This window comes from Pseudomonas parasichuanensis, assembly GCF_021601385.1.
Taxonomy (GTDB): Bacteria; Pseudomonadota; Gammaproteobacteria; order Pseudomonadales; family Pseudomonadaceae; genus Aquipseudomonas; species Aquipseudomonas parasichuanensis.
Map to the genome: position 1 here is coordinate 1 of NZ_BQHO01000064.1, position 11029 is coordinate 11029.

Consider the following 11029-nt stretch of genomic DNA (forward strand, 5'->3'; position numbering starts at 1 on the left):
TGATGCGCTACAACCTCAAGCGGCTCCATAGCTACAACGGCTATGAAACGCCGGTAGCCATGGAGGCAAAGCTCAAAGCGGCGGCATAAACCTTAATCGGTGTCCAAAATTACTTGACCAGATCAGTCGGGACTGGATCATGCGAGCGAAAACCGGGCTGGGAGGCCAGATCGGATGGTGGGTAGGCTGGGTTGAGTTCCCTGATGGCCCCGTGATATTTGCCCTGAACATTGATACCCCGAAGAGGATGGCCGATGCTCCCAAGAGAGAGGCGATAGGCAGGCAGGTTTTGGAATCGATAGGTGCGCTCCCTGCGTCCAAAAACTAAGCTGACGTAACTGGTGTGGTTTGCTGATGAATCGGCTAACCAGGTCCACCGAAAGCATGCAGCTGATAGTCGGTGATGGCTTGGAACAGCGACTCGGCCAAGGTCTTCAGGCGCTCAATCTCCTCGGTCGGCGCGCCAGCATCCTCGGCTTGTCGAAGGCGGCGCTGAGCGTCGATCGCTTTTTGGATCAGATCCTCACCAGCTTCAGCTAATCCCTCGATGGATAGTTTCACGAAAATAACCTGGCAGTTTGGCCGAAGCAGTATAGAAGACCTGGTGCTAGCGAATAGATCCGCCAAGGTCTGTGGCGGCTGCAATCGACCCATTACGGACTTCCTCAGGTAGGTATTATCGGGTGCTTATCGAGTTAGCCGGCGGTGCGCCTCAGTAGTTGGGAAAAGCGATAGATAGCGGCGTTTATGTCATCTCTAGTGTCACCATCCCAATCTTCAATGGTCTCGAGTTCGGCTTTGAGTAGTGCTATCCGCTCCATGATTTCTGCGACCTCTACAGCCCCACATTGCGCGGCAATTGCCGCCCATCTCTCCTCAGGAATTTTCTCCTGGATCGAAAGTCCAGCCTGTGCTTCTGCAATTAGTGCGATGAGTTTGCTCATCTTTACACTCCAAGTAAGGCTGCTTCGGCGCTATAGATTCTCAGGTTTCTATGTCCCATTCTGGCCACTTGCTGCCCCGAACGAAGGGCAGCTAAGGGTCGTTGGCTGCCGTTCACGGATGGCTGCTTCCGACCCAATCCAGCCGCTTGGCATTTAGGCAACATTCGGCCAAGAGCCCTCGTGCGAGCTATACCCGCGTATGAAGCATGTCCATGAACATCGGACCCGAGAGATCACGTACCTCTCCGTCATCAGCAACCAAGCAACCTAAAGCGCCAGCGAATGACGCTTGGTCATGCGCAGGGATGTCCAAGCTGCAAATGATCCTGTAACGGAACAGCCAGCCGCCGGTGACGCGACCGCACAGTTCTACCGTTTGGTGATAGCCCTCAACGGGCAGAGGCCCGGCGCCGTGGGCCTGCGCACGGTTAAATGCCCTATCACGGGTAGATTCGCTTTGGGAATATTCGTTGTTTTTCATACGCACTGGAAATGGCTGAAATAGCAGTCGATTATCCCATCTGTTCGGCTTGGTGTCTGGACGACCGCAGTGGGTCGATTAGCATACGCCGGGTTATATCTGCAACTACTCAGCCAACCGTAATTAGTCCACCAACCTACTCAGCAGCCGGTGCCCGTCAACTGTAACCTCCACCATCGCCGACAGCATGACGCTGTCTGCACCATCCTTAGTGTGGACAGTCCAAAAATCAGGTGGGTGGAACCGCACCCCGAATTCGCCTGCCTTCGCAATCACATAAACGTTCAGCACCTGCCCTGGTTGCATCAAGGTGGCATCGTTTGTGAAGCCCTTGTAACCAAACACCTGAGGTTCCTGAATCCGCGACTGTCCCATGGCGTAGCCCGAGAGTTCACGAATCGCGACCGCCTGGTTGGCATCCAGCACCTCTTGAACGGCTTGGCCCACATTGCACAGCCGCTCGCCCGCACGAACCTGATCAATGCCACTGCGCAACGCTCTGCGGGCTGTTGCCAGCAACTGACGCTGCTGTTCGGTGGCCTTGGCGGTGGCAAATGTCCAAACCTGGGCGACATGGGCCTGGGGCGATGCGGCAACCAGCTCCACTTTAACCAACGCTGCGTCCGGGAATGGCGTATCAGTAGGCAGCGCGTTACCCACTTGGCTATTCACCGACACCGGCACCGCTGCCGTATAGCCCTTGTAGCCCACTAGCATTGGTAGCCAGCCGTGGCGTTCGAACTGCGTCAATACGTAACGTTGAATCGCCGCACCGCTGCCGCCCTCGCGGATCATCGGCTTGACTTTAAGTAACAGGTCACTGGCCAAAGGTGCGAGTCGAGCCTCCTCGGCAAGAATTGTCGAGCTATCCAGTTGAGTGATGCCGACCGCACGGGCGCGATTAGCTTCGGCATAATGCTCGGGCGACGACTCTGTCGCGAAAAGATTTGCGCAATAGAGCAACAACAAAATCCCTATGCTTCTCAGAATTAAACTCCTTGGCTACTACGCTCAGAAAGATGGTTTACGGCCCAACTATAAGCACTTACCCACTCTAAAAGCACTGTTTCGGGGCGGTGAGAGGCCGCTTTGGGTCGATAGTAGGCGTTAGGACTTGTCGGTAGCATGCGCCTTAGGTGGTGCGTGTTATGCCGGATCGGCATCAAAGTCGGACTATGCTCTTGGGACCAAGTGGGGAACCAACGGATGCGTTTCGGTGGGGGAGCGACGGGTATTTCGCCCAGCAAAATCAGCACATCACCACCCGCCAAACCCCATGGCATAGCGCATGGTGATGTTGGCTGTAGAGATCAAGTGCTTGTCCTGCGGGGGTTCCAGAGGTGTATGTATGGCCCCTCGTCCTGCCTGGGCCAATGTTGGGCCAATGCGACGCGGGGCAGCAGCTTCTCCAGCTCCCTCCAGTCCGAGGAGGAGCTGATCCATTTCGCGTAGGTCGAGAGCAACATCTCAACGCTGTGGCCGAGCGGGTTCGCGATGAACGCTTTGATTCATCTCAACCATCAGGCACAGGGTTACGTAGGTGTGGCGGGTGTCGTACTGGCGGCGCTCACGGATGGTCAGCACCTTGGGCGCTGATTTGAAGTGGCGGATTGTAACACCTGGTGCGTTGATCTACAGCCCACCTTTGCTCGAATGGCGCATGAAAGGGCTTACCGGGTGGGCCGACGTGTTTTGTTCTGTGGGTGGGCGGCGAAGGCTGTGATAATGAAGAGCAATCACAAGGGCCATGCCATGCTGACCATCTCCAATAACCTGCATCTGCCAGATGCCGACATTGAACTGACCTACATTCGCGCGCAAGGCGCAGGCGGGCAGAATGTCAACAAGGTGTCCAGCGCCGTGCACCTGCGCTTCGACATTCCCGCCTCGTCGCTGCCCGAGTTTTACAAGGAGCGGCTGCTGGCGTTGCGTGACAGCCGCATCACCGGCGACGGCGTGTTGATCATCAAGGCCCAACAGTACCGCACCCAAGAGCAGAACCGCGCTGACGCACTGGCGCGTCTTGCCGAGTTGATCATCACTGCCGGCAAGACCGAGAAGAAACGCCGCCCCACCAAGCCGACCCTCGGCTCGAAGACCCGCCGCCTCGAAGGAAAAGCCAGGCGCAGCACGGTCAAGGCGGGACGGGGCAGGGTGGATTTCTAGTGAGGTAGGTCTTCAACTGCCTTCGCCACTCACGCCCGGTGACGTCGATCAATGACTACGGCTATGCCTGCCAGCACTATGGCTAGCGTATAGGCCAGCAGCCCCAGATTGACCCCCATGATCATCTTTTCGGAGCCGTCGCTGAGCACCATCGACCCGCCGTAGCCATCGCGCAACCAATAGGCCAGCAGGAAGCCGCCCGTGACGAACAGGGTCAGCAGGCTCGCCAGCCGCAGATCGTTCCGCCCCCAGACCAGCCACACGCTGAAGGCACCCAGCGCGGTATTGGTGAACAGCTGCCAGGTTTCGTGTAACCGGGCGTGGGGCGCCCAGGCCTGGTTGAACACGTGGGTATCGTTGATTTCCAGGATCGGCACCACGACCGCGTAGAAGACGATACCCACCGTCACCAATAGCTTCGCCATCATCATCAACCTCCGTGTCAGTGTCCTGGCCGCTGCCAGTGCCCCGCACTGTAGCGGCCGGTTTCACAGGCATCCAGTTACTATCTGGCCAAAGTCTCGGTACGCAAGGGCATGCCGATGCTGTGCGGCGCTGTTCTGGGCTGAGCCTCGGTGTCCAGGCTTGGCAGCCATCGCGCACAGGCGCTGACAGTGGCGGTAAAAGGGGCGGCTTCCAGGCCACTCGGCGGCAGGTGTACGTGAAGTTGATGGCGGCGCTGCTGGATGAGCTTGTTGATGCGCTTCATGGCGGCACACCTCGATTGGCGTGTTCGGCGGGCCGCAAGGCCCGAGCCCCAGTAGGCGCCTGTTTGCGCAACCTGTGGCGCAGCGCCGACCAGCGGGCCGGCACATGCTTGCGACATGCGCGCAACGCCTTGCCCACATAGCAAACCGGCATAACGGGCCGATGGCACGGGGGCTAACCTTTCCAATCGTAAGCTGACTATTAAAAAGGGTGGTCGCTGTCCGTCACTGTCCAGGGTTTCCTGATGGGGTGATCGGAGGTTGTATGAAGCGCTCGATGAAGCCACTGGTGGCGCTGGTTGCCGGCTTGCTGCTGGGCGGTTGTGCCCATGACCCTGACCTGCGCGCAAGCCACGACAACACCTTTGGTTCAACCGCAAAAAGCCCGCCGGACTATCTGCGCTGCGTGAAATCCGAGCTGCCCGACTCGGCGAAAACCTTTACGGTGCAAAACCAGGACGCCCTGGAACTGTTTGTCGAGAGCACCGATCCGAGCAAGGCCGATGGGCTGGTCAAGGTGACAGGCTCCGGCGGGCAGCATCAGTACTCTGCCTACCAGCGTGATGCCTGGTATGACCACGGGCGCTTGCTCGATGCCGCGCAGATGTGCGCGCGGACCTAGGAGCGATCAGGGCCAGGGGCATGGCAAGAAAGCGGATGCGCGCATGCGGTGCGGTGGGTACAGTGCGCAGACCGTTACCTGACCGGAGCCTGCCATGCCCTGCGCCTTTACCTTGATGCATTCGCCCGTCGGCACGCTGACGCTGGTGGCCCGCGGTGCGTGCCTGGCAGCGGTGCTGTGGGAGCAAGAACGGGCCAACCGGGTACGCCTGGGCGAACTGCAGCGCGATGACCAGCACCCGGTGTTGCGTGAGACGGCCCGTCAGCTGGGCGAGTACTTCGCCGGTCAGCGCCGCACCTTCGAGCTGGCGCTGGACTTTGCCGGCACCGAATTCCAGCGCCAGGTGTGGGCGGCGCTGCTGAGCATCCCCTTCGGTGAGACCCGCAGCTACAGCGATATCGCCCGGCAGATCGGCAACCCCGACGCAGTGCGGGCAGTGGGGGCGGCCAACGGGCGCAACCCGATCTCGATTATCGCCCCTTGCCATCGGGTGATCGGCGCTTCGGGGGGGCTGACCGGCTTTGCTGGCGGCTTGCCGGCCAAGCAGTACCTACTGGCTCTGGAAGGGCGTCAGAGCCTGGCGCTGGACTTCCAGTAACCGCCCTCAACCTACCCAGGCGCACAGCAGCGCCAGTACCAAGGCCAGCAGGCTGCCGCTGAACAGCGCGTAATGGCGATGCGCCCGCCGGGCATGCTGCGCGACTTCACGCAGGTACTGGCCCGGCGGCGGTGCGTCCGGGCGGTGGCGCAGGTCTTCGGCGATGTTCGCCAACCCGCCTTTGATCAACAGGCCCACCACGTAGTAGCTGCCGGAATAGCTGGCCAATGCCAGTAACAGGTACTTCATGCTGGTGGTGTCTGGGGCTTGGCACAGGTGTTCACGAATGCATCCATCCTTGGCATCGGTTCGGGAGCGCAGGATACTATCGGGTAAATCGCCTTCGCCAGCACGAAGGCGCTGATTCCATGGACGGAAAACCCAGATGACCTATACCGCCAGCATTCCCAGCGACTCGCTGATCACCGCCCACGCAGCCCAGGCCGGCTTTCGCCATTGCCGGGCGATCCGCCTGGCGCAACCTGCACTACCGGCCATGGCGCTGTTCCTGCGGCTGATGGCCGGCATGCCCGGCTGGATCGATGCGCTGATGGTGCTGCGCAACCGCCTGGTGGCGCTGGTCGGGCTCAAGGATCTGGGTCGCCTGACCGCCATCGACCCCGCCCGACCGGCAGCCAGCTACCAGCCCGGCGAGCGCGTGGGCATCTTCACCTTGCTGGCCAACACCGAGGACGAAGTGCTGCTGGTTGACCGCGACCGCCACCTGGATGTGTACATCGCGCTGACGTGCCGCCCGGCAGCCGACGGCCAGTACCAGGTGCTGGTGAGCACCGTGGTGCGCACCCACAACCTGCTGGGCCGGCTGTACATGCTGCCGGTGGCGCCGTTCCATCGGCTGATTGCGCCGATCGCCCTGCGCCGCCTGCGCCGCTGAGGCTCAGGCGTGCGGCGGCGGGGCAAAGCGCTGGCGGAACCAGTCGCTGAGCATGGCCTTTTCGGCGTACAGGCGGTCGCTGCTGCCTTGGCGCCCCGGGCGGCTCAGGTACATCTTGTCATTCAGGTGCTCCGCCGCCTGCCGTGCAGGCTGGCCGGGCTGGTTCAGGGTATAGCTGAGGTCGATGCTCGGCCAGGTGATGTCACGCATGAAACGCACATCGTAGGCGCGGCTGTGCCAGGGCTCGTAGCGCCCGGCCAGGTCGATGTCGCGAATGTCGATCACCAGTTGCTGGCCCGGTTGCAGGTACCGTTGGCCGAGCTTCTGCAAGTGTTCGGTCAGCGCCTTGATCACCTGCGGGTCGGCGCCACGCTCGTAACCTTGGCTGTCGAGGCTGGCATCGTGGAAGTTTTCCGGATGCTCGAATCGCACCTCGACCTGGGCGGTCGGGGTGCCCTGTGCCATGCTGTCAAATGCCAGCACCATCAGTACGGCGCAGGCCAGGGCGGTACGCATGATGCACCATCCGGGTGCGGATGGCTTGCCCAACCATTTTACGCCGGTGCCGGGGCCGTAGCAGAGGAACGAAGCAATGAGCCGTTTCAGGCGGATAGCCGCCAACACCCGCGGGCGCGACCTGGCCGTGGGTGATATCCACGGGCACTTCCAGCGCTTGCAACAGTGCCTGGACAGCGTCGGCTTCAACCCGGCGGTCGATCGCCTCTTCAGTGTCGGCGACCTGGTCGACCGCGGGCCGCACAGTGCCCAGGCACTTGACTGGCTCGCTCAGCCTTGGTTCCACGCGGTGCAGGGCAACCACGAAAGCCTGGCGATCAATCACCTGCGCGGTGGCCGGCTTGACCTGGACATGTACCGCGCGGCAGGAGGTGGCTGGTTCCTCGACTTGCCAGGAGATCAGCAGCGGCCTTTTGTCGATGCGTTCCTTCAAATGCCTATCGCCCTGGAAGTGCAGACCCATGACGGACCGGTCGGCCTGCTGCACGCCGACAGCCCCTTCGCACGCTGGGAGGATTTGCGCGCGAGCCTACTGGATGACGACGATCCGCGCATACGGGAAGTGTGCCAATGGTCGCGGCGGCGCCTGAGGGAAGGCGACGACGCTGGGGTCGCAGGGCTGCGCGCGCTGCTGGTCGGGCATACGCCATTACTCAAGGTCAAGGTGCTGGGCAATGTCTGGCACCTGGATACCGGCGGTTGGAGCAGTGGCTACTTCAGCTTGCTGGACTTCGCCACGCTTGAAGTGGTCAGCCCCATGCCAGATGAACCAGCACACCGACAGCCAGGGCCATCAGCATCACCCCCGAGGCCCGTTCCAGCCAGGGCAGGGCTTGGGCAAAGCGGCGCAGTACCCGACGATTGCCAATAGCCAGCGCCACCAGCAGGTCCCAGGCCAGCACCGCGGTGAACATCCAGCCGCCGTAAAGCCCTTTGAGTACGATGCTACTGGTGCCGATCATGCTGGCCAGGCTGGCATAGAACAGCGCGTTCTTCGGGTTGAGGATGCCCGAGGTGAAGCCCATGCCCAGGCTACCCAACCACCCCCTGACCGTTTGGCCCGCAGCCGTTTTGGCAGGTGCCAGGCTGTTGCGCCCGGCGAAGCGCAAGAACAGCGCGCCGATGTACAGCAGGTAGGCGCAGCCGGCCAGTTGCAGGGTCACGAACAGCGCGCTGCCTGCCTGCAACATCGCCACGCCGGCGAAGGCTGCGCAAATGAATACGCCGTTGGCCAGGGCGATGCCCAGGCAGGCGCCACTGGCCACCCGCCAACCCGAGCTGGCCGAGGTGCGGGCCACCAGGAAAAAGTCTGGGCCGGGTGAGAGCAGGGCAAGAAAGTGAGCGGTGGCGACGAGCAGGAACTGTTCCATCAAGCGGGTTTCCGAGTGGCGAAAACCGCAGTCTGCTCAGCCGCAGGCCGGACGTATTGAAGATTATTGCAACCCGCCGCGGTAGGCCCCGGGCGTCACCCCGGCATGGGCCTTGAACACTCGCTGGAAGTGGCTCTGGTCGGCGAACCCCAGCCGATAGGCGGCCTCCGCCAGCCCACAGCCCTGGCGCAGCAGCAACCGCGCCTGGTTGACCCGGGCATTGAGCAGGTAGGTGTGCGGGGTCATCCCGGTGGCTAGCGCGAACGCGCGGATCAGTTGATAGCGGCCCAACCCGGCCTGCCGGGCCAGGCGGTCGAGGCTGAGCTCGGCCAGGCCCTGTTCATCCAGGCAGGCAACCAGCTCACCCAGCATCGAAGGAGCCAGCGCCGGGGCCGGTGGCAAGGTGGGCAGGGTGCTGAAGTCATGGTCGCCGATGAATGTCACCAGCGCTGCTTCTTTCTCTAGCGGCGATACCTTCGAGAACAGCAGGTCGTTCAACGCGCAGAACTGCCGATACAGCGCAGGTGAGCGGGTGATGCGCGCCGGTGCTTGCGGTTCACCCGCCGTCAAGCCGGATTCCAGACGCAGGCAGCGCAGCCAGTCGGCGTCCAGGTGCAGCATCTGGTAGCTCCAGGCCTGGCCGGGTTCGGGGTTGCAGGCATGCACCCGCTGCGCCGGCACCAGTACCAGGGTGCCGGGCGTCAGCCGCACCGTGCCCTGGCCTGCGCCGGTGAAGTGGCTGTAACCGACATCGACCGCGCCGATGGAGAAGCTTGGGTGGCTGTGGGCCTTGTAGCAGGCGCGGCTATGGCAGGCGCGGCGGCTTTCGACGAAGGGCAGCGCCGGGTCATGCCAGATTTCACTGCGAGAGGAGGGCATGGCAGGCCGCCTGGTGGTTGTACGGGATTAACTGTCTTGCGCAGCTTTTTTGCAGGAGCGGCCTTGCCGGGGCGCTCCTACATCGGACGTGCAAGGCCGTTGTGTGGAAGCGGCATTCTAATCACTGCTGACTGTTCCGGCCATTCGCCGCATCACTGTGCTTGACGTGCGGGCAGGCCGGGCGCGACCCTGCTGCGGTCCTTGAAGGAGAACAAGAATGGACCTGTCGAGCCTGCTGCTGTTCATCCCCGCCTGTTTCGCCCTGAACATGGCGCCGGGGCCCAACAACCTGTTGTCGCTGCACAACGCCAGCCGCTATGGCCTGCGCACCGCCTGCGTGGCCGGGGGCGGGCGGCTACTGGCCTTCAGCGGCATGATCGCGCTGGCGGCCATGGGCCTGGCGGTGGTGCTGCATACCAGCGAATACCTGTTCCTGGCGATCAAGGTGCTGGGCGCCGGCTACCTGTTCTATATCGCCTGGCAACTGTGGCGCGCGCCGGTGGGCGAGGCCGTGGCAGCCGGCGAGCCGGCGCGCGGCACCTTGAAGCTGGCGCGTCAGGAGTTCTGGGTGGCTGCCGGCAACCCCAAGGCGATCCTGATCTTCACCGCCTTCCTGCCGCAGTTCGTCACGGTGGGTGGCGCAACCCCAGTGAGCGAGCAGTTCCTGCAACTGGGCGTGTTGTTCCTGTTGCTGGAGTGGGCGGCCATCGCCATCTATGCCGGGCTGGGTGCCTACCTGCAGCGCTGGTTCGAACGCCCGGGGCCGCGCCGGGTGTTCAACCGGGTCAGTGCTTCACTGCTGGGTTGCGCGGGGCTTGGCTTGCTGGCGGCGCGGCGCTAGAACTGCCAGCGCACGCCCAGGTTGACCCCGCCGGCCTCCTGCTGGCGGCTGTCCAGGTTGGCGCTGTACTGCACGGCGGCGTGCAGGCTCAACGCCGCAGCCAGGCGTGCCGCCAGGCCCGCTTCGAGCTGTAGCGCGGTGTAGCGGTAGTCGGTGTCGATACGGTCCACACCATTGAAGGTCAGGGTGTCGGCGCCACCGTCGGCATGCCACAGGTTGACCTGCGCAAAAGGCTGCAGCAGTACCCTGTCACTGGCGGCGAACATCCCTTCCAGGCGCAAGCCGAGGCGCCCGAGCCATTCCACCTGGGCGTCATGGCTGACCCGCGAGACCCTGTCGTTGGCGCTGTCCAGGCGCACTTGCTGGGCGATCAGCTGGGCCTGGGGTTCCAGGGTCCATTGCGGGGTCAGCCTAAAGGGGTAGCCGCCTTCCAGCGAGGCAGCCCATGCATGGCCATCGATGTCGAGCTTGTCGCCACGATCGGAGCGGGCGCGGCCATCGAGGCGGGTGTATTGCAGCACGACATCGACGTAGCCCTGTGTTGGCGTCACCAACGTCCAGTAGGTACCCAGGCTGTCGCCCTCAAGCTCGAGGTCGCCGACCGGGTTGTCTTCGCGGCCCAGGGCGAAGCCACGCACATCACCGTCCAGGCGGCTATGGCCAAGGTACAGGCCGGCGTGTTGGCGGTAGCCATCGGCCGTGGTCTGGGCATACAGGTCCTGGCCCACCTTGAAGCCATACAGGTCACCGTCCAGGGTGGGGGACACGGTGCCGCTCCATTGCTGGCGAAGCGTGCCACCGTAGGCCTGGCCCCAGCTCGAAGGCGGGGCGCTACTGGTGTCGAGCCAGCGCTGTTCACCCTGACGCTGATGGAAGGTACCCAGTGCCTGACGCACGATGATCGCCGCGCCGCGTGGCGCCGCCGCGTACACCGCCACCTCGGGCCGGTACAAGGGGATGACCCGGCCAGGCACCGGGGCGGGCAGCTCCGCCTGGCCGGGTCATCCCCT

At 62.8% G+C, this 11029-nt stretch carries 14 protein-coding genes and 4 pseudogenes; 7 read left to right on the top strand and 11 right to left on the bottom strand.

The genetic code is table 11. From position 1 onward, the window contains the following. Positions 1–127: 127 nt before the first annotated feature. Positions 128–328: pseudogene (locus L6D77_RS26725) on the top strand (penicillin-binding transpeptidase domain-containing protein); the annotation flags it as partial. A 35-nt stretch (positions 329–363) separates the two neighbouring features. On the opposite strand, the gene L6D77_RS26730 reads toward L6D77_RS26725, so the two are convergent. The 4 genes and pseudogenes from L6D77_RS26730 to L6D77_RS27375 all read right to left on the bottom strand — a co-directional run bounded on the left by L6D77_RS26730 (position 364) and on the right by L6D77_RS27375 (position 3087). Next, positions 364–561, bottom strand: coding sequence for a hypothetical protein (locus tag L6D77_RS26730; protein ID WP_236170217.1), 198 nt, complete (start codon positions 559–561; stop codon positions 364–366). A 134-nt stretch (positions 562–695) separates the two neighbouring features. Then, the gene (locus L6D77_RS26735; protein WP_236170218.1) at positions 696–944 is read right to left on the bottom strand and encodes a hypothetical protein; all 249 of its coding nucleotides are present in this window, start codon (positions 942–944) and stop codon (positions 696–698) included. Between the two features lie 604 nt (positions 945–1548). Next, a complete protein-coding gene (locus tag L6D77_RS26740; RefSeq protein WP_309295667.1) occupies positions 1549–2412 on the bottom strand; it encodes a M24 family metallopeptidase in 864 nt (287 codons plus the stop codon). 323 nt (positions 2413–2735) lie between these two features. Further along, positions 2736–3087: pseudogene (locus L6D77_RS27375) on the bottom strand (site-specific integrase). Between the two features lie 90 nt (positions 3088–3177). On the opposite strand from L6D77_RS27375, the gene arfB reads away from it, so the two are divergent. After that, positions 3178–3591: an alternative ribosome rescue aminoacyl-tRNA hydrolase ArfB gene (gene arfB / locus L6D77_RS26745; protein WP_232884719.1), complete on the top strand. Its 414-nt coding sequence runs from the start codon at positions 3178–3180 to the stop codon at positions 3589–3591. A 29-nt stretch (positions 3592–3620) separates the two neighbouring features. On the opposite strand, the gene L6D77_RS26750 is transcribed toward arfB, so the two are convergent. Both L6D77_RS26750 and L6D77_RS26755 read right to left on the bottom strand, forming a co-directional pair. Beyond that, positions 3621–4016 (bottom strand): hypothetical protein, encoded by a 396-nt coding sequence (locus L6D77_RS26750; RefSeq protein WP_232884718.1) that lies wholly within the window; start codon positions 4014–4016, stop codon positions 3621–3623. Positions 4017–4096: 80 nt separating this feature from the next. After that, a complete protein-coding gene (locus L6D77_RS26755; protein WP_232884717.1) occupies positions 4097–4300 on the bottom strand; it encodes a hypothetical protein in 204 nt (67 codons plus the stop codon). Between the two features lie 275 nt (positions 4301–4575). On the opposite strand from L6D77_RS26755, the gene L6D77_RS26760 reads away from it, so the two are divergent. Both L6D77_RS26760 and L6D77_RS26765 read left to right on the top strand, forming a co-directional pair. Beyond that, positions 4576–4920, top strand: coding sequence for a hypothetical protein (locus L6D77_RS26760; protein ID WP_232884716.1), 345 nt, complete (start codon positions 4576–4578; stop codon positions 4918–4920). A 94-nt stretch (positions 4921–5014) separates the two neighbouring features. Next, positions 5015–5518: a methylated-DNA--[protein]-cysteine S-methyltransferase gene (locus tag L6D77_RS26765; protein ID WP_232884715.1), complete on the top strand. Its 504-nt coding sequence runs from the start codon at positions 5015–5017 to the stop codon at positions 5516–5518. Positions 5519–5524: 6 nt separating this feature from the next. Here the strand turns inward: L6D77_RS26765 and L6D77_RS26770 are convergent, their stop codons facing one another. Further along, the gene (locus L6D77_RS26770) at positions 5525–5767 is read right to left on the bottom strand and encodes a hypothetical protein (protein WP_232884714.1); all 243 of its coding nucleotides are present in this window, start codon (positions 5765–5767) and stop codon (positions 5525–5527) included. A 136-nt stretch (positions 5768–5903) separates the two neighbouring features. On the opposite strand from L6D77_RS26770, the gene L6D77_RS26775 reads away from it, so the two are divergent. Then, the gene (locus L6D77_RS26775; RefSeq protein WP_232884713.1) at positions 5904–6413 is read left to right on the top strand and encodes a DUF2867 domain-containing protein; all 510 of its coding nucleotides are present in this window, start codon (positions 5904–5906) and stop codon (positions 6411–6413) included. A gap of 3 nt (positions 6414–6416) precedes the next feature. Here L6D77_RS26775 and L6D77_RS26780 read toward each other — a convergent pair whose 3' ends face one another. Next, a complete protein-coding gene (locus tag L6D77_RS26780) occupies positions 6417–6929 on the bottom strand; it encodes a DUF3016 domain-containing protein (RefSeq protein ID WP_232884712.1) in 513 nt (170 codons plus the stop codon). Between the two features lie 76 nt (positions 6930–7005). Here L6D77_RS26780 and L6D77_RS26785 point away from each other — a divergent pair. Next, positions 7006–7728 (top strand): annotated as a pseudogene (locus L6D77_RS26785) (metallophosphoesterase); the annotation flags it as partial. Here L6D77_RS26785 and L6D77_RS26790 read toward each other — a convergent pair. Next, entirely contained in the window at positions 7679–8299 is a 621-nt protein-coding gene (locus L6D77_RS26790) for a LysE family translocator (RefSeq protein WP_232884711.1), read from the bottom strand. The pseudogene L6D77_RS26785 and the gene L6D77_RS26790 overlap by 50 nt on opposite strands. 63 nt (positions 8300–8362) lie before the next feature. Beyond that, positions 8363–9178, bottom strand: coding sequence for a helix-turn-helix transcriptional regulator (locus L6D77_RS26795; protein ID WP_232884710.1), 816 nt, complete (start codon positions 9176–9178; stop codon positions 8363–8365). 217 nt (positions 9179–9395) lie between these two features. Between L6D77_RS26795 and L6D77_RS26800 the strand changes: the two genes are divergently transcribed. After that, complete coding sequence (locus tag L6D77_RS26800) at positions 9396–10019, top strand: LysE family translocator (protein WP_232884709.1); 624 nt, start codon at positions 9396–9398, stop codon at positions 10017–10019. Here the strand turns inward: L6D77_RS26800 and L6D77_RS26805 are convergent. Beyond that, positions 10016–11020 (bottom strand): annotated as a pseudogene (locus L6D77_RS26805) (autotransporter family protein); the annotation flags it as partial. The gene L6D77_RS26800 and the pseudogene L6D77_RS26805 overlap by 4 nt on opposite strands. Between the last annotated feature and the right edge of the window lie 9 nt (positions 11021–11029).

Bases quoted from the DNA above. Each gene is read 5' to 3' on its own strand.
- L6D77_RS26770 (WP_232884714.1), bottom strand. From the start codon at position 5,767: ATGAAGTACCTGTTACTGGCATTGGCCAGCTATTCCGGCAGCTACTAC.
- L6D77_RS26765 (WP_232884715.1), top strand. From the start codon at position 5,015: ATGCCCTGCGCCTTTACCTTGATGCATTCGCCCGTCGGCACGCTGACG.
- L6D77_RS26735 (WP_236170218.1), bottom strand. From the start codon at position 944: ATGAGCAAACTCATCGCACTAATTGCAGAAGCACAGGCTGGACTTTCG.
- L6D77_RS26800 (WP_232884709.1), top strand. From the start codon at position 9,396: ATGGACCTGTCGAGCCTGCTGCTGTTCATCCCCGCCTGTTTCGCCCTG.
- L6D77_RS26750 (WP_232884718.1), bottom strand. From the start codon at position 4,016: ATGGCGAAGCTATTGGTGACGGTGGGTATCGTCTTCTACGCGGTCGTG.
- arfB (WP_232884719.1), top strand. From the start codon at position 3,178: ATGCTGACCATCTCCAATAACCTGCATCTGCCAGATGCCGACATTGAA.
- L6D77_RS26755 (WP_232884717.1), bottom strand. From the start codon at position 4,300: ATGAAGCGCATCAACAAGCTCATCCAGCAGCGCCGCCATCAACTTCAC.
- L6D77_RS26790 (WP_232884711.1), bottom strand. From the start codon at position 8,299: ATGGAACAGTTCCTGCTCGTCGCCACCGCTCACTTTCTTGCCCTGCTC.
- L6D77_RS26795 (WP_232884710.1), bottom strand. From the start codon at position 9,178: ATGCCCTCCTCTCGCAGTGAAATCTGGCATGACCCGGCGCTGCCCTTC.
- L6D77_RS26760 (WP_232884716.1), top strand. From the start codon at position 4,576: ATGAAGCCACTGGTGGCGCTGGTTGCCGGCTTGCTGCTGGGCGGTTGT.
- L6D77_RS26775 (WP_232884713.1), top strand. From the start codon at position 5,904: ATGACCTATACCGCCAGCATTCCCAGCGACTCGCTGATCACCGCCCAC.
- L6D77_RS26780 (WP_232884712.1), bottom strand. From the start codon at position 6,929: ATGCGTACCGCCCTGGCCTGCGCCGTACTGATGGTGCTGGCATTTGAC.